The sequence below is a fragment of the Pseudomonas sp. SG20056 genome, from assembly GCF_031764535.1.
GTDB lineage: Bacteria > Pseudomonadota > Gammaproteobacteria > Pseudomonadales > Pseudomonadaceae > Aquipseudomonas.
Genome location: NZ_CP134499.1, coordinates 1,399,127 through 1,414,610, shown reverse-complemented (window position 1 = coordinate 1,414,610; position 15,484 = coordinate 1,399,127). Strand labels below are relative to the sequence as shown.

General features: G+C 61.5%; 14 protein-coding genes and 1 tRNA gene. 11 read left to right on the top strand and 4 right to left on the bottom strand.

Translation table 11 applies throughout. From position 1 onward, the window contains the following. Window positions 1–64 precede the first annotated feature (64 nt). The 6 genes from RHP75_RS06845 to uca all read left to right on the top strand — a co-directional run bounded on the left by RHP75_RS06845 (window position 65) and on the right by uca (window position 7,951). Complete coding sequence (locus RHP75_RS06845; RefSeq protein ID WP_311091067.1) at window positions 65–1,132, top strand: putative urea ABC transporter substrate-binding protein; 1,068 nt, start codon at window positions 65–67, stop codon at window positions 1,130–1,132. A 72-nt stretch (window positions 1,133–1,204) separates the two neighbouring features. Next, window positions 1,205–2,020, top strand: a complete 816-nt coding sequence (locus RHP75_RS06840) for an ABC transporter permease (protein WP_289239602.1) — start codon at window positions 1,205–1,207, stop codon at window positions 2,018–2,020. After that, complete coding sequence (locus RHP75_RS06835; RefSeq protein ID WP_311091066.1) at window positions 2,017–2,811, top strand: ABC transporter ATP-binding protein; 795 nt, start codon at window positions 2,017–2,019, stop codon at window positions 2,809–2,811. The genes RHP75_RS06840 and RHP75_RS06835 overlap by 4 nt, the downstream gene beginning before the upstream one ends. Window positions 2,812–2,820: 9 nt before the next feature. Further along, window positions 2,821–3,549, top strand: a complete 729-nt coding sequence (locus RHP75_RS06830) for an urea amidolyase associated protein UAAP1 (protein WP_311091065.1) — start codon at window positions 2,821–2,823, stop codon at window positions 3,547–3,549. An 11-nt stretch (window positions 3,550–3,560) separates the two neighbouring features. Continuing rightward, window positions 3,561–4,196, top strand: coding sequence for an urea amidolyase associated protein UAAP2 (locus tag RHP75_RS06825; protein WP_311091064.1), 636 nt, complete (start codon window positions 3,561–3,563; stop codon window positions 4,194–4,196). Between the two features lie 110 nt (window positions 4,197–4,306). Further along, window positions 4,307–7,951 (top strand): urea carboxylase, encoded by a 3,645-nt coding sequence (gene uca / locus RHP75_RS06820; RefSeq protein ID WP_311091063.1) that lies wholly within the window; start codon window positions 4,307–4,309, stop codon window positions 7,949–7,951. Window positions 7,952–7,956: 5 nt separating this feature from the next. Here uca and RHP75_RS06815 read toward each other — a convergent pair whose 3' ends face one another. Next, window positions 7,957–8,619, bottom strand: a complete 663-nt coding sequence (locus tag RHP75_RS06815) for a methyltransferase domain-containing protein (RefSeq protein WP_311091062.1) — start codon at window positions 8,617–8,619, stop codon at window positions 7,957–7,959. A gap of 231 nt (window positions 8,620–8,850) precedes the next feature. Here RHP75_RS06815 and RHP75_RS06810 point away from each other — a divergent pair, with 231 nt between their 5' ends. The 5 genes from RHP75_RS06810 to RHP75_RS06790 all read left to right on the top strand — a co-directional run bounded on the left by RHP75_RS06810 (window position 8,851) and on the right by RHP75_RS06790 (window position 12,660). Next, window positions 8,851–10,323, top strand: a complete 1,473-nt coding sequence (locus tag RHP75_RS06810) for a sensor domain-containing diguanylate cyclase (protein WP_311091061.1) — start codon at window positions 8,851–8,853, stop codon at window positions 10,321–10,323. Continuing rightward, window positions 10,320–10,535: a cysteine-rich CWC family protein gene (locus RHP75_RS06805; RefSeq protein WP_311091060.1), complete on the top strand. Its 216-nt coding sequence runs from the start codon at window positions 10,320–10,322 to the stop codon at window positions 10,533–10,535. Before RHP75_RS06810 ends, RHP75_RS06805 begins: the two co-directional genes overlap by 4 nt. A gap of 2 nt (window positions 10,536–10,537) precedes the next feature. Then, window positions 10,538–11,230: a 16S rRNA pseudouridine(516) synthase gene (locus RHP75_RS06800; RefSeq protein ID WP_311091059.1), complete on the top strand. Its 693-nt coding sequence runs from the start codon at window positions 10,538–10,540 to the stop codon at window positions 11,228–11,230. 376 nt (window positions 11,231–11,606) lie between these two features. Then, on the top strand, window positions 11,607–12,491 hold the full coding sequence (locus RHP75_RS06795; RefSeq protein ID WP_311091057.1) for an alpha/beta hydrolase: 885 nt from the start codon (window positions 11,607–11,609) through the stop codon (window positions 12,489–12,491). A gap of 95 nt (window positions 12,492–12,586) precedes the next feature. Continuing rightward, window positions 12,587–12,660, top strand: a tRNA-Gly gene (locus RHP75_RS06790). A gap of 59 nt (window positions 12,661–12,719) precedes the next feature. On the opposite strand, the gene RHP75_RS06785 is transcribed toward RHP75_RS06790, so the two are convergent. Genes RHP75_RS06785 through RHP75_RS06775 form a run of 3 tightly spaced genes read right to left on the bottom strand, consistent with a single transcriptional unit; the run spans window position 12,720 to window position 15,432 of the window. Beyond that, window positions 12,720–13,721 carry a tyrosine-type recombinase/integrase gene (locus tag RHP75_RS06785; RefSeq protein ID WP_311091056.1) on the bottom strand — a complete coding sequence of 334 codons (1,002 nt, stop codon included), beginning with the start codon at window positions 13,719–13,721 and terminating at the stop codon, window positions 12,720–12,722. Beyond that, entirely contained in the window at window positions 13,721–15,004 is a 1,284-nt protein-coding gene (locus RHP75_RS06780; protein WP_311091055.1) for a hypothetical protein, read from the bottom strand. The genes RHP75_RS06785 and RHP75_RS06780 overlap by 1 nt, the downstream gene beginning before the upstream one ends. Before the next feature lie 53 nt (window positions 15,005–15,057). After that, window positions 15,058–15,432 carry a hypothetical protein gene (locus tag RHP75_RS06775; RefSeq protein ID WP_311091054.1) on the bottom strand — a complete coding sequence of 125 codons (375 nt, stop codon included), beginning with the start codon at window positions 15,430–15,432 and terminating at the stop codon, window positions 15,058–15,060. Window positions 15,433–15,484: the final 52 nt, after the last annotated feature.

Below are 15,484 nucleotides of genomic sequence, written 5' to 3'. Positions count from 1 at the left end.
GCCCCACTCGTGGGGAAACCGCCGCGCACTCCTGCCCGCCCATTTTCGAACTGGAGGTTCCACCATGCGTAAGTCCCGTCTGTGTTCAGTACTCGCCGCCGGCCTGGCCGCTGCCATCAGCGTCAACAGCCACGCGGCGCCGAAATCCGACTTCAGCGTCTGCTGGACCATCTACGCCGGCTGGATGCCGTGGGAATACGGTGCCGCCGAAGGCATCGTCGACAAGTGGGCGAAGAAGTACGACATCAATATTGATGTGGTGCAGATCAACGATTACGTCGAGTCGATCAACCAATACAGCGCCGGCCAGTTCGATGGCTGCACCATGACCAATATGGATGCCCTGACCATTCCGGCAGCAGGCGGCGTGGACAGCACCGCGCTGATCATCGGCGACTTCTCCAATGGCAACGATGGAATCGTGCTCAAGGGTGAGAAGAAGACCCTGGGCGACCTCAAGGGCCAGAACGTCAACCTGGTTGAACTCTCCGTGTCCCACTACCTGCTGGCCCGCGGCCTGGAAAAAGCCGGCCTCAGCGAGAAAGACCTGAAAGTGGTCAACACCTCCGACGCCGACATGGTCGCCGCCTTCTCCACCAGCGACGTCACCGCCGTGACCACCTGGAACCCGCTGCTGGCCGAAATCGAAGCCACACCGAGCGTGACCAAGGTGTTCGATTCCAGCCAGATTCCCGGTGAAATCATCGACCTGATGGTGGTCAACAGCGACACCCTCAAGGACAACCCGGCCTTCGGTAAGGCGCTGACCGGCGCCTGGTACGAAATCATGGCCACCATGAGTGCCGATACCCCGGCTGGCAAGGCCGCCCGCGAGCATATGGCCAAAGCCTCCGGCACTGACCTGGCGGGCTACGAAGCGCAACTGGCAGCGACCAAAATGTTCTATTCGGCCAAAGACGCCGTGGCCTTCGCCACCAGCCCGAAACTGCCGGCCACCATGACCAAGGTCGCGGAGTTCTCCTTTGGCCACGGCCTGCTCGGCGAAGGGGCACAAAGTGCCGATGCCATCGGTATGAGCTTCGCCAAAGGCGTCGTCACCGGTGACAAGGGCAACCTCAAACTGCGCTTTGATCCGAGCTATATGCAGATGGCGGCTGACGGCACGCTGTAACGCCTTCCCTACCCTCTCCCGCTTGCGCGAGAGGGTTCGGGGGAGTGGGCCCAAGCCACACGAGAACACTCTATGCGCCTGATCAACCGCCACCCGGATCGCAGCGGTCGCCTGCTGCTGATCCTGCTGCCCTTCGCCCTGCTGCTGTTTGCCTATTTTGCAGGCTCGGCGCAGCGCCTGGCTGACAACCCCAACGACAAACTGCTGCCCAGCGCCAGTCAGATGGCCGCAGCGGTTGATCGCCTGGCCTTTACCGAGGACAAGCGCAGCGGCAACTACCTGTTCTGGCAGGACAGCGCCGCCAGCCTGACACGCCTGGCCATGGGCATCGGCATTGCCGCCCTCGCTGGGCTGTGCCTGGGTATCGCGGCGGGCATCATTCCGCTGTTCGGCGCGCCGTTGTCGCCGCTGCTGACGGTGCTGTCGATGGTGCCGCCACTGGCGATCCTGCCCATCCTGTTTATCGTCTTCGGCCTCGGCGAGTTGTCCAAGGTGATGTTGATCGTCATCGGCATCACCCCGATCCTGGCCCGTGATTTGGAACAGCGCGCCCGCGAAATTCCTCAAGAAATCCTGATCAAGGCACAAACCCTCGGTGCCAGCACCTGGACCCTGATCCTGCGCGTGGTGTTGCCGCAACTGCTGCCGCGCCTGCTGATCGCCCTGCGTCTGGTACTTGGCTCAGCCTGGCTGTTTCTGATTGCCGCCGAGGCCATCGCCAGCACCGATGGCCTGGGATACCGGATCTTCCTGGTGCGCCGCTATATGGCAATGGATGTGATTCTGCCGTACGTGGTGTGGATCACCCTGCTCGCCTGGCTGATGGACTTGGGCCTGCGCCAGACCACCCGCCTGTGCTTCCCCTGGTACGAGGGAGCCAAGGCATGAGCGCCTTTATCGAAGTGAAAAACGTCTGGCAGGAGTACGGCGATCAGGTCGTACTGGAAAGACTCAACCTGAGCATCAACGAAGGCGAGTTTTGCACCCTGGTCGGCGCTTCCGGCTGCGGCAAGTCGACCTTCCTGCGCCTGCTGCTCGGTCAGGAGCGTGCCAGCCGGGGCGAGATTTTACTCGGCGGCCAGCCCTTGGCCGCTGAGCCCGACGCCAGCCGGGGCGTGGTGTTCCAGCGCTACTCCGTATTCCCGCACCTGAGCGTGCTGGATAACGTCGCCATCGGCCTGGAACTGCCGCGCTCACCGCTGCTCGGCCGCCTGTTCGGCAGCGCCAAGCGTGAAGCCCGCGAACAGGCGGCAGTGATTCTGCAGAAAGTCGGCCTCGGCCACGCCCTCGACAAGTACCCCAGCCAGCTCTCCGGCGGCATGCAGCAACGCCTGGCGATTGCCCAGGCGCTGATCATGCAACCACGCGTCTTGCTGCTCGATGAGCCGTTCGGCGCCCTCGACCCGGGCATCCGCAAGGACATGCACAGCCTGCTGCTGGAGTTGTGGCACGAAACCAAGCTGACCGTATTTATGGTCACCCATGACCTTAGCGAAGGCTTTAGCCTCGGCACCCGCCTGCTGGTGTTCGACAAGGTGCGTGTCGACCCGCATGCGCCGAACGCCTTTGGCGCGCGCATCACCTACGACATCCCCCTCAACAGCGACCGCCGCGCCACCCGCGCTGCCGTCGAAGCGTTGCCAGCGCATATCGCCGGCAACCTGCAACCGGCCCTGTAGGAGCACCCGATGACTGCCTCATTAAGCCTGCGCCCCACCCTCTACGAGGAACTCGTTCCCGGCGGCGGGCACACCTCCTTTGTCCTCAAGCGCGGCCAGCTGCTGCGCATCACCGACCTCGAAGGCGCTGCCAACGCCAGCCTGCTGCTGCTCAATGCTGCGGAGAAAAGCGAACGGCTAAACCTGCCGGACAGCCTCAAATGCCAGCACACCGCCAAGCTCACCGCCGGCCACTGCCTGTATTCGGATATGGGCCGCGTGCTCGCCGCCATTACCGCCGATACCTGCGGCTGGCATGACAGCTTCGGCGGCGTACTCAACGCCGATGAAGTGAAAGAGAAATACGGCAACGGCAACTATCAGCAACTGCGCAACGGCTTCTTTCGCAACGGCGTGGACAACCTGCTGGTGGAAATGGGCAAGTGGAACCTCAATCTGCAAGACCTGCTGATGTGCCTCAACCTGTTCAGCAAGGTCACGGTCGACAGCGACGGCTGCTTCCACTTCGCCGCGAACAACTCCAAGGCCGGCGACTACATCGAGCTGTACGCGCCGATGGACACGCTGGTGGTGCTCACCGCCCTGCAACACCCCATGGACCCGAATCCCGTGTATGCGCCCAAGCCGCTGCAACTGAGCTGGCACAAGGTCGAGAGCGACGGCATCAGCGTGCTGTGCCGCACCTCGCGCCCGGAAAATGCGCGGGGCTTCCACAACACCGAACGTCTGTATATCTGAGGCCGGCGCACATGACTCTTATCTCAAGCGACAAGCACCCGGAAGCTGCGGTGTACCGCGCCACCATCGGCGCGGGCGAACCCTTTCTCTGTCAAGTGAAGGCCGGGCAGACCCTGCGCCTGCTTGATCTGGAAGGCAACCAGGCGGTCGACACCCTGTTCTATTCGGCGCACAACCCGCGCGAGCGCTATGACGTGCAACGCACCCTGCGCAAACAGAACCGCGTGTACCTGACCACCGGCAGCGTGCTGTATTCCAACCTGGGCCAGCCGATGCTGACCATCAGCGCCGACACCTGCGGGCGCCACGACACCCTCGGCGGCGCCTGCGCCCAGGAAAGCAACACCGTGCGCTACGCCCTGGACAAGCGTTATATGCACAGCTGCCGCGACAACTTCCTGCGCGCCAGCCTGCACGACGGCCGCCTGAACAAGGCCGACATCAGCGCCAATATCAACTTCTTTATGAACGTGCCGGTAACGCCCGAAGGCGGCCTTACCTTTGAAGACGGCATCTCCGCCGCCGGCAAATACGTCGAGCTGATCGCACACATGGATGTGATCGTGCTGATCTCCAACTGCCCGCAACTGAACAACCCGTGCAACGGCTACAACCCGACTCCGGCTGAAGTGCTGGTGTGGGATTGATGGCCGCCCTTCGCCCCTGAGCGAAGAGCGAGTAAACGCCTTTCAACCACGGACGACCGTGGTGCAGACCGAATACCGCGGGACGGCCCGCCCCTTCGAGGACACCTCGAATGTTCAACAAACTGCTGATCGCCAATCGTGGCGCCATCGCCTGCCGCATCCTGCGTACGCTACGCGCCCTTGATGTACAGGGCGTGGCCGTCTACTCCGAAGCCGACGCTGCCAGCCTGCATATCCAACAGGCGGACGAAGCGCACAGCCTGGGCGAAGGCCCGGCAGCCAACACCTACCTGATGGTCGAGAAGATTCTCGCCGTGGCCAAACAGAGCGGCGCCACCGCGATCCACCCCGGTTACGGCTTTCTCTCGGAAAACGCCGCCTTTGCCGAGGCCTGCGAAGCCGCCGGTATTGCCTTTGTCGGACCAACGCCGGAGCAGCTGCGGGTATTCGGCCTTAAACACACCGCCCGCGCCCTGGCCAAACAGCATGGCGTACCGATGCTGGAAGGCACCGAGTTGCTGGAAAACCTCGACGCCGCGATGGTCGCAGGCGAACAGGTCGGCTACCCGGTGATGCTGAAAAGCACTGCCGGCGGTGGCGGCATCGGTATGCGCGTGTGCAACAGCGCCGCCGAGCTGAGTGACGCCTTCGAGGCAGTCAAACGCCTGGGGCAAAACAACTTCAGCGACAGCGGCGTGTTTATCGAAAAATACATCCAGCGCGCCCGCCATCTTGAGGTGCAGGTGTTCGGCGATGGCGCCGGCGAAGTGCTGGCCCTCGGCGTACGCGATTGCTCGGTGCAGCGGCGCAACCAGAAGGTGCTGGAAGAAACCCCTGCGCCGAATCTACCGGCCGGCATGGCTGATGAGCTGTGCGCGGCGGCGATCAAGCTGGCAAAGGCGGTCAGCTACCGCAGCGCCGGCACCGTAGAATTTGTCTACGACAGCGAAGCAGCGCGCTTCTATTTCCTCGAAGTTAATACCCGCCTGCAGGTCGAACACGGCGTCACCGAACAGGTGTGGGGCGTCGACCTGGTGCGTTGGATGATCGAACTGGCGGCTGGTGATCTGGCGCCGTTATGCGAACTGGCCAAGGGACTGAAACCCAGCGGCCATGCCATTCAGGCGCGCCTGTACGCCGAAGATCCGGGCCGCGACTTCCAGCCAAGCCCCGGCTTGCTTACCGCCGTGGACTTCCCCAAGGCCGATGGCAAAGCACTGCGTATTGATACCTGGGTCGAAGCCGGCTGCGAGATCCCGCCCTACTTCGACCCGATGATCGCCAAGGTCATCACCTGGGCCGATAGTCGCGATGCGGCCAGCGCCGCCCTCGGTCAGGCTCTGGCCGACACCCTGCTGTATGGCGTGGAGACCAATAGCCAGTACCTGCGGCAGATCCTCACTGACGCACCGTTCGCCAGCGGCAACCCCTGGACCCGCTGCCTGGAAAATTTGAATTACCAAGCCACGACCTTTGAAGTGCTGAGCGCCGGCACCCAGACCACCGTGCAGGACTTCCCAGGCCGCCTCGGCTACTGGGCCGTCGGCGTACCGCCATCGGGGCCGATGGACAGCCGCGCCCTGCGCCTGGGCAATCGTCTGTTGGGCAACGCGGCAGATGCCGCCGGCCTGGAAATCACCATGAGCGGCCCGACCCTGCGCTTTAACACCGATGCGGTGGTGGCTGTGACTGGTGCGCCAATCCCACTGAGCGTCGATGGCATTGAGCAGCCACTGAATACCGCACTGCTGATCAAAGCCGGCAGCACCTTGAGCCTGGGCACCATCCAGGGCGCAGGCGCACGCAGCTATCTAAGTCTGCGCGGCGGTGTGCAGGTGCCGGATTATCTCGGCAGTAAAAGCACCTTTACCCTCGGCCAGTTCGGCGGCCACGGCGGCCGCGCCCTGCGCGCCGGTGACGTGCTGCATATCCCCGCGCTGACCGACCGCCAAGCCGGTGCGCAACTGCCCGCCGAGCTTTGCAGCGCCCTGCCAGCCGTACGCGAGATCCGCGTGATCTACGGCCCGCACGGCGCGCCGGAATACTTCACCCCGGCCTATATCGAAACCTTTTTCGCCACCGACTGGGAAGTGCACTTCAACTCCAGCCGCACCGGCGTACGCCTGATCGGGCCTAAGCCTGAGTGGGTGCGCGACAGCGGCGGCGAAGCCGGCCTGCACCCCTCGAATATCCACGACAACCCCTACGCCATCGGCGCGGTGGATTTTACCGGCGATATGCCAGTAATCCTCGGCCCGGACGGCCCGAGCCTGGGCGGCTTTGTTTGCCCGGTGACGATTATTAAGGCGGACCTCTGGCAGCTGGGGCAGTTGAAAGCAGGCGACAAGGTGCGCTTTGCGCCGGTGGATATCGCCACTGCGCGGGAGCTGGCAAAAGCCAACAGCCTTGAATGTGTAGAGCTTCGTGGGAGGGGCTTTAGCCGCGAAAATGATGCCACTTCTGTCGCGGCTAAAGCCCCTCCCACAACAGCCATGACAGCCCTCACCTCCCCCATCGTCCTGGATATCGGCGAAGCCGATAAACGTCTGGTGGCGCGCCTGTCTGGCGACACCCATCTGCTGCTGGAAATCGGCGCGGCGGAGCTGGATCTGGTGCTGCGCTTCCGTGGCCATGCGCTGATGCAGGCGCTGGAAGCCAAGCAGTTAGTCGGGGTGATCGACCTGACGCCGGGCATTCGCTCGCTACAGGTGCATTACCAGCCGGAAACCCTGGCCCTGAGCGATCTGCTCGGCATCGTCGTCGGCGAATGGGACGCCGTGTGCGCCGCGCAGGACCTGCGCGTGCCGTCGCGCATCGTCCACCTGCCGCTGTCCTGGGACGACCCGGCCTGCCAACTGGCCATCGACAAGTACATGACCACAGTGCGCAAGGACGCGCCCTGGTGCCCAAGCAACCTGGAATTTATCCGCCGCATCAACGACCTGCCCAACCTCGACGAGGTCTACAAGACCGTGTTCGACGCCAGCTACCTGGTGATGGGTCTGGGCGACGTCTACCTCGGCGCGCCGGTGGCCACGCCGCTGGACCCGCGCCATCGCCTGGTGACCACCAAGTACAACCCGGCGCGCACCTGGACGGCGGAGAATTCGGTGGGCATCGGCGGTGCCTACATGTGCGTGTACGGCATGGAAGGCCCCGGCGGTTACCAGTTCGTCGGCCGCACCCTGCAGATGTGGAATCGCTACCGTGAGGTCGCCGCGTTCGACGGCAAGCCCTGGCTGCTGCGCTTCTTCGACCAGATCCGTTTCTACCCGGTCTCCGCCGACGAGCTGCTGCGTATCCGCCGTGACTTCCCCCTGGGCCGCTATGACTTGCGTATTGAGCACAGCGAATTGGCCCTGGCCGATTACCAGACCTTTCTCGACCGCGAGGCTGAGGGCATCGACGCCTTCCGCACCCAGCAACGCGCCGCCTTCGACGCCGAACGTCAGCGCTGGATCGAATCCGGTCAAGCGCACTTCGAGAGCGAGGAAGTCGCCGCCGACCTTGGCGCAGACGCCCCGCTCGGCGCCGGCCTGCACAGTATCGACAGCCATATCGCTGGCAACCTCTGGCAGGTGCAGGTCGAGGAAGGCAGCGCGGTGAAGGCCGGCGACGTGCTGGTGATCCTCGAATCGATGAAGATGGAAATCCCCCTGCTCGCCCCGCGCGATGGCGTAGTACGCGAGGTGCGCGTGCAACCCGGCTCACCCGTGCGTGCGGGCCAGCGCGTAGTGGTATTAGAAGAAGCCTGAGGGGGCTAACGCCGGTAACTGAGGATGCGCCCTTTAAACGGCGCATCCGGGTTATCCAGCAGGTTTAGGCTATCGGCCAGCTGCAGGTAGCCGTGCTCCAGCATATGCCGGGAAAACCGCGCGCTGTTGCCGCGGCCCGGGTCGACAATCAGCACCGCCGCGTGGCGGTTGCAATGGCGGTCGATAAACCCGGCCAGCAGGCTGGGATGGTCGCGCTCGTAAAGCAGATCGCTGCCAATCACCAGGTCAAACAGGCCCAGCTGCTGATAGTCCTCAGCCCAGTCGCAGCTCTGATAAGGCAACGGTTGCAGCTGATTAAGCGCGGCATTGCGCAGCAGAAACTCGCCCGCCAGCGGGTGATAGTCGCTGGCGGTGATATCCGCACCCAGGCGCTGCAACACCAGGCTAGTCAGCCCCAGGCCGCAGCCCAGCTCAAGAATCCGCAGCCCTTCAACCGCCATACCGCTCAGGGTTTGCGCCAGCACTTTACCGGCCGGCCATAGCTGGCCGAACAACGGCCAGGTGGCTGAGGAGATTCCGGCTTTTTCCGCCAGACCATTGGGATCGGCGAACTGCTGTTTGTCGCGCAGCGAGCACAGGTGAAAATCCTCAAGGCCAATGCTCAAGGTGGAGTATTTGATGCGATAGCTGGCAGGTGCGCTGGGCATGGGGGCTCGGTGTGCTGAAAGGACTGCGGTCAGGGGCAGATCAGCAAGGCGTACGCCGGGCGGCGGTACGGGTCACCAAGGAGACTCTTCGTGTTGCCGCACCATAGTCCTCAAGGCCTGGCGCAGCAAGCGCCATGGCTGCCGGTAAATCGGCCAAACTCCGATGTTTCAGCAGCGCCGGCGGTTGCCGAACGCTACAATGCGGCGATTATTTAACCAGCAGAGCCTTGCATGCCTCATCCATCCCCGCTGACCCGCCAATGGTCCTTGATTGTGTTGCTGCTGGTTCTGCTCGGTTGTGGCTTCCTCGCCACTTCCCTGGCCAGTTATTACACCGCCCTCGACTCGATCCGCGCTGGGATCATCAACACCGAACTGCCGCTGACCTCGGATAACGTCTACTCGGAGATCCAGAAGGACCTGGTTCGGCCCATCCTGATTTCCTCGATGATGTCCCGCGACACCTATGTGCGTGACTGGGTACTGGGCGGAGAGAAGGACGCGGAGCAGATCACCCGCTACCTGCGCGAAGTGCAGGATCATTACGCCACGGTCACCAGCTTCTTCGTCTCGGAGAAAACCCACACCTACTACCAGGCCAAGGGCGTGCTCAAGCAGGTCAAGGAAGACGAGCCCCGCGATGACTGGTATTTCCGCGTGCGCGACATGCAGACCCCGTACGAGATCAATGTCGACGTCGACATGGCCAACGACGACCGCATGACCGTGTTTATCAACTACAAGGTGTTCGACTACCAGCAGCGCTTTATCGGCGCCACCGGCGTGGGCCTGACCGTGGATGCGGTGGTCAAACTGATCGATACCTATCAGCAACGTTATGAGCGCAGCGTGTTCTTCGTCGACACCAATGGCCGACTGGTACTCACCGGCGCCAACGGTGGGCCGATGGGCGCGCGGGTTGGTCAGTCGCTCAGTGAAATCCCCGGCCTGGAAGAGCTGCAGGCCAAGCTGCCGCATCCGCAAAGCGGCGACTTCGAGTATCAGGAGCACGGCCGCGATCACTTCCTCAATGTGCGTTTTATCCCCGAACTGAACTGGTACCTGTTTGTCGACAAGCATGAGGACGGCGCGGTCGCCGGCATCCGTAAATCGCTGTACCTCAACCTGCTGATCTGCCTGGTGGTCACCGTTATCGTCATCAGTCTGGTCAGCCTGGTGTTGCGCCGCTACCAACGACGCATCAGCGCCCTGGCCACCACCGACCTGCTGACCGAGCTGCCCAACCGCCGTGGCTTTGACCTGCTGGCCAATCAGGCCGTGCAGGAAGCCCGGCGCAGCCCAAGCGCGTTGTGCGCCTTGATGCTCGATCTGGACAACTTCAAGCAGCTCAACGACAGCCAGGGCCATATGGCCGGGGATGAAGTGCTGCGCCGCTTTGCCAGCGACTTGCGCAGCACCGTGCGCCAATCCGACATCATCTGCCGCTGGGGTGGCGAGGAATTTATCCTGCTGCTCAAGGACACCACCCCCGAGCAGGCCCGCGAGCTGGGCGAAAAAATCCGCCAGCAAGCCGAGCAAAGCAGCATCAGCTTCAACGGCGTACAGCTGCGTATCACCACCAGCATCGGCCTGGCGCAACTGCATGCCGATGAATCCCTGGAGCAGCTGATCACCCGCGCCGACCGCGCCCTCTATCGGGCCAAGCAGGGCGGTCGCAACCGCCTGTGTGAAGAGACCGCGTGAGCACTGATACCACCCGCTGCCCCTGCTGCGGGCAGCTTAACCAGTGCGCCCAGGCTGACGCCGACGCAGCGGTAAGCGAATGCTGGTGTTTCAGCGCCACCTTTGATGCCGAGCAGTTGGTCAAGCTGCCGCCCGAGCAGCGCAACCGCAGCTGCCTGTGCCCACGCTGCGCACAGGGCCTGCCAGCTGAGACGCAGCCAGCAAACGACTAGCCATGCGCCTCGACCGCTTTCTCAGCAACCTGCCCCAACTCAATCGCCAAGCCGCCCGCCAACTGTTGGCCAGCGGCCGCGTGCGAGTGGACGGTGCGGTGGTTTGCGATGGCCTGTGCGAAGTCAGCCAGTTCAGCCGTATCGAGGTCGATAGCGAGCTGCTACAGACCGGCAAAGCTGCACGCTATTTCATGCTGCACAAACCCATCGGCGTGGTCAGCGCCACCGCGCATGAGCAACACCGCACTGTGCTTGATTTACTCGATGAGCCGGACAAAGCCGACCTACACCTGGCCGGCCGCCTGGACCTGAATACCAGCGGCCTACTGCTGATCACCAACGACGGCCAATGGTCACGCCGCCTCACCGAGCCGCGCAGCCGCCTGGGCAAGGTCTACCGGGTTGAGACCGAACAGCCGATCACTCCTGAGTACATCGAGGTATTCGCCCGTGGCCTGTACTTTGCGTATGAAGACCTCACCACCCTGCCCGCCGAGCTGGTGATCCTAGATAGCCACAGTGCCCTGCTGACCCTGCACGAAGGCCGCTACCATCAGGTCAAGCGCATGTTTGGCCACTTTCAGAACAAGGTCATCGGCCTGCACCGCCTAAGCATGGGCGCCATCCAACTCGACCCGCAGTTACGCCCTGGCCAGTACCGCCCACTAAGCTCCGCAGAAATCACCTGCTGCTAGATTCAAAGCTGCCGCACAGTTTTTGTGCAGAAAAGGCAAATTAAGGCTTGTCAGCCCTTCACGCGGCTGCTTAAATCGAACCACAAGGTCTTAACGTGACTTATCAGTCACGCAAGCCATCTAAGCGCTCCATCGGTTACTTGCGCACTGCGCGAAATGGGTTCCTGCCTGGTTAAAGACGCCGTTCCACACCTGCCAAAAGGTCGTGGGCGGATGCTCTATTTCAGCCCTAACTGATTGAAAATAAATAACTTATAAAATCCTCTAGCCTGACATCTTGCTGTCACGTCCAGGCGCTTTCCTGACTGTCCTACTTAGCCCGGCTCAACGGTCCCGCCGTTCTGCCAAGCCCATTTTTGCGCCAGGAGGAAACGACATGAAGCCAGCCACCGCTGTCGTCGATATACACAGGACGTTCAAGGTACACACGGAGTTCTACGCCAACCCCAGTGCGCGCAAGACCATCATCCTGATCAACGGCTCGCTGGCCACCACCGCCGCCTTTGCGCAAACCATCAAATACCTGCAACCACAGTTCAATGTGGTGCTTTACGATCAGCCCTACGCCGGCCAGTCCAAGCCGCACAACAGCCACAGCCGGCCGATCAGTAAGGAAGATGAGGCGGCCATCCTGCTGGAGCTGATCGAGGTGTTTCAGGTCGACTACCTGCTGTCATTCTCTTGGGGTGGCGTCGCCGCCATGCTCGCTCTGGCGCAGCGCCCGGCGCGTATCGAAAAGGCGGTGATCACCTCCTTCTCGCCGCTGCTTAACGCGCCGATGCTCGACTACCTGGAAAAAGGCATGACCTACCTGCAAGCCATCGATGGCGAGAATGTCGGCCAACTGGTCAACAGCACCATCGGCAAGTACCTGCCCTCGCTGTTCAAACGCTACAACCAGCGCCATATCAGCAGCCTAGACAGCCACGAGTACCTGCAGATGCACGCGCACATCAACCAGGTGGTACACATGGACAACCACTGCCAGATGGAATGCCTGACAGCTATCGACATTCCGCTGCTGTTTATCAACGGCGAGCACGACGAATACACCTCGCCGGATGACGTGCGCCTGTTTGCCGAGTACCTGAGTGACTGCCAGTTCGCCACCATCGACAACGCCGGGCACTTTCTCGATATGGAGCACAAGAAGGCCTGGCTGCAGAGCCAGACGGTGATGCTCAATTTCCTGCAGGCCCCGATACGCACCAGCTCCAGCTACCGCCCGCAGCACGGCCAGCATCACGCGATCGCCGTATGACGCGCCACCAGGCTGCAAGCCTGCAGCGCCTATCCGCAGATAGCCGCGCTGCAGGCTTCATTTCGGCCAAGACTTCCGGTATAAAGGCACCCGCTGCGGGTGTCGTATAATGGTAATACCCTAGCTTCCCAAGCTAGAGCCGTGGGTTCGATTCCCATCACCCGCTCCAAATCGCAGTTTTTAAAACCCTGATTTCTAACAAGATTTCGGGGCTTTTTGCTTTCTGGCCTAAGTCGGTGTCGAAAAAGTGTCGACGATGGGATTACGGCGCAAAGCGTCCTGCAGGTGATCCGGGGCCAGATGTGCATAGCGCATGGTCATGGTGACCGAGGAGTGGCCAAGCACCTTCTGCAGGGTGAGGATGTTGCCGCCCGTAATGACGAAGTGACTGGCGAAGGTGTGTCGAAGCACATGGGTTGCCTGACCTGCAGGTAACTTGATCGAGGTCGACTCCAGGACGCGGCTGAAATGCCGGATACAGTTCGGAAAAGGGCCATGGGCCTTGAAGTAATCCAGCAACGCCCTTTCAAGGTCTGGATGAATCGGGATAGTACGAGTTCGCCGCGACTTGGTATTAGCGAAGGTCACAGCCCCATTTTTCACCCGTTCAGGTGCTAGCCCTTGAGCCTCACCCCAGCGCGCACCGGTAGCGAGACAGACGCGAGCGATCAGCGCCAAGTGTTTGCAGTTCGGGTAAGTGTCGAATGTCTGCAGCAGCTCAGTTACCTGGGCATGAGAAAGGAACGATAGCGGGCGTTCCTGCAGGCGTAGCGGCCGAACCTTGGCCAAGGGGTTCGGATAGTCGATATCGCCCAGGCGGTGCAGCTCATTGAACAACGATTTGAGGTAGCCGAGTCGGTTGTTCAGGGTCTTGCCATGGATACCATCTGCAAGGTGCTGGCCACGGAGCTTGCAGAACTGATCAGCCGTGAACTTGACCGCTATAGGGTCGCCCAGCTCGCGCACCAGCTTTACCAGTACCTGTTTAAGCCTCACCGAGTCCGCCAGGGTGTGGCCGTGCAGATCGTAGTAACGCTGGGCAAGTTCGGAGAGCTTGCGGCGATCCTTTGGCTTGGGTGCCCAGTCCGGCGTTTCAATCACCTTGGCCCTGCAGGTTGCTTCAAAGCGTGATGCTTCGGCCTTGGTTTTGAAGGTCTTACGGAAGCGTTTGCCCTTGATGGGCTCTACATCGACTTTCCAGCGCCCGTCAGGTAGTTGGTCTATCGCCATCAGATGGCACGACCCCACCGAACGCTGCGCTCTTCCAGCAGCTTTTTGATGTGCTTGTATATGTCGTGTTCGCTCATGTCCTTGGCGGCGTAGTGATCACGAATGACCGGCCAGCATTCCCAAGTTTGCAGCCGATCAAACGCCTTTTTTGCGCCCACTCGCTCCCTTGCCAGCAGGCTTACGAAGTTTCCCAGGAAGAGTTCGACGTTTTTGCCCGAGAAGCCACGGGAGGTCTTGTAGTAGCGCTTGTATTCAGTGCCCTCAAGCAGGGAATCGACTGGTAGGTCCACACGTACGTCCTCGCGAATAAGTGTCCAAATGGGGGCGAAGTAGCCCGGTCGGCTTAACAACTTGAATTGCCCCAGCCCATAGCGCCACAGGCCATCCAGATGCCCGGAGAAGGCCGCAAACGAGCGGGTATCGATGGCTTCACCGGTTTTCACATCCAGGGAACCGCTGGCGAATTGCTGGATGATCGAATGGTGATAACGCAGCTCTACGCGCCATACCGGCTGGGCTGGGTCGTAGTTCTCGGGGTCGTTGTCGTCGAAGCTGTCACGGCGCTTCCAGACGCTTTCCCAGTAGTCGAGCTTGTCCGTGGCCTTGGCCTGCTCGGTCTTGTTGTAGATACACAGCTGGATGCCACTGGCTGAACCAAACATCGAGGTTTCACCGCGGCCATAGGTGCTGGACTTGGTAGCCCAGTTGATTTCACTGATACCCGATATGTCGCGTTGAGTCCGGGCTTTGCAGTGCATGCGGGCCACCAGATCGGCGGGAGGCGTCCAGCCCTGCAGGTCTAATGCAAGGTGGACGGCACACTGGTTGATTTCCAGATGGGTCATCACCTGGGATGCATAGAAGTCCAAGCGATCCTGCAGACGCTCAGGCGACAGGCTGTCGATTGCATGAGGTGACACTTCGATTTTCAGATGGGGGCCGATGTTCTCCAACTTGGCGTTGAAGTTCTTCACCAGCAGAATGATGCCCAGGTCTGCATTCTGCAGCTTGTACTGATACCCGGAGTCGCGCCCTACCCGTCCCGAGTGCCAGCGCTGGCCCGCAAAGTCGACCAGGGTGCCCGGGTTTTCAAACAACGCCATGACCTCCGGGCGGATCAGCCCTTTGTAGAGCTGGCGCACGGTATCGACGCCACAGCGCAGCAGGCGAACGCCTGACAGGTCGGTGAACGTGACGTTGCCAGGGTCAACAAACAGACGCCCGTGTTTGTCATCCTCTGCAGTCAGAAGATTCAAACGCTGATGATCTTTTACCATTGTCATTTCTTCACCTAATGCCAGTTATTGCGGAAGTTCTAAAGTCGTTATCTGACGTGTTACAGGGACGTCAGCGCACCGGCGCGAGCCTCGCTCGCGCCGTCGTTCTGAACCGAGCCACTCCCGCGCTCGCGAGTACGCGCCTCACCGCTGTCGCGCGCTCGCGCGCCTCGTGCCTCGGCGTACGAACGAGCGACAGCCGTGGCGCACAGCTCTTGCTCAATCAGGGTTGTGGGGTTTGTTACGAGGTTGGGCGGTTGCTCTTGGCAGGCTTGTTCCAGGGTGAATGGGAACAGCTGCGGGCGGCCATCGGGCGGCAGGTTGGCAAACCACAGAAAAGCGCTGAGCAACACCAGAAACAGCATGTGGATGCAGTCAGCGAAATGCAGCGGTGCGGGCTGGGCAAAACACACCAAGGGCGCTGCCCTTGTCATCCCGCTCTTGCCGCCGAGGGCTCGGGAGCATGGGGCGGAGAAGCTACCCCAT

What these genes read in the sequence shown, in the direction of transcription:
- RHP75_RS06840 (WP_289239602.1), top strand. Translation starts at nt 1,205, where the DNA reads ATGCGCCTGATCAACCGCCACCCGGATCGCAGCGGTCGCCTGCTGCTG.
- RHP75_RS06815 (WP_311091062.1), bottom strand. Translation starts at nt 8,619, where the DNA reads ATGCCCAGCGCACCTGCCAGCTATCGCATCAAATACTCCACCTTGAGC.
- RHP75_RS06845 (WP_311091067.1), top strand. Translation starts at nt 65, where the DNA reads ATGCGTAAGTCCCGTCTGTGTTCAGTACTCGCCGCCGGCCTGGCCGCT.
- RHP75_RS06800 (WP_311091059.1), top strand. Translation starts at nt 10,538, where the DNA reads ATGCGCCTCGACCGCTTTCTCAGCAACCTGCCCCAACTCAATCGCCAA.
- RHP75_RS06825 (WP_311091064.1), top strand. Translation starts at nt 3,561, where the DNA reads ATGACTCTTATCTCAAGCGACAAGCACCCGGAAGCTGCGGTGTACCGC.
- uca (WP_311091063.1), top strand. Translation starts at nt 4,307, where the DNA reads ATGTTCAACAAACTGCTGATCGCCAATCGTGGCGCCATCGCCTGCCGC.
- RHP75_RS06785 (WP_311091056.1), bottom strand. Translation starts at nt 13,721, where the DNA reads ATGGCGATAGACCAACTACCTGACGGGCGCTGGAAAGTCGATGTAGAG.
- RHP75_RS06775 (WP_311091054.1), bottom strand. Translation starts at nt 15,432, where the DNA reads ATGACAAGGGCAGCGCCCTTGGTGTGTTTTGCCCAGCCCGCACCGCTG.
- RHP75_RS06795 (WP_311091057.1), top strand. Translation starts at nt 11,607, where the DNA reads ATGAAGCCAGCCACCGCTGTCGTCGATATACACAGGACGTTCAAGGTA.
- RHP75_RS06810 (WP_311091061.1), top strand. Translation starts at nt 8,851, where the DNA reads ATGCCTCATCCATCCCCGCTGACCCGCCAATGGTCCTTGATTGTGTTG.
- RHP75_RS06780 (WP_311091055.1), bottom strand. Translation starts at nt 15,004, where the DNA reads ATGACAATGGTAAAAGATCATCAGCGTTTGAATCTTCTGACTGCAGAG.
- RHP75_RS06830 (WP_311091065.1), top strand. Translation starts at nt 2,821, where the DNA reads ATGACTGCCTCATTAAGCCTGCGCCCCACCCTCTACGAGGAACTCGTT.
- RHP75_RS06835 (WP_311091066.1), top strand. Translation starts at nt 2,017, where the DNA reads ATGAGCGCCTTTATCGAAGTGAAAAACGTCTGGCAGGAGTACGGCGAT.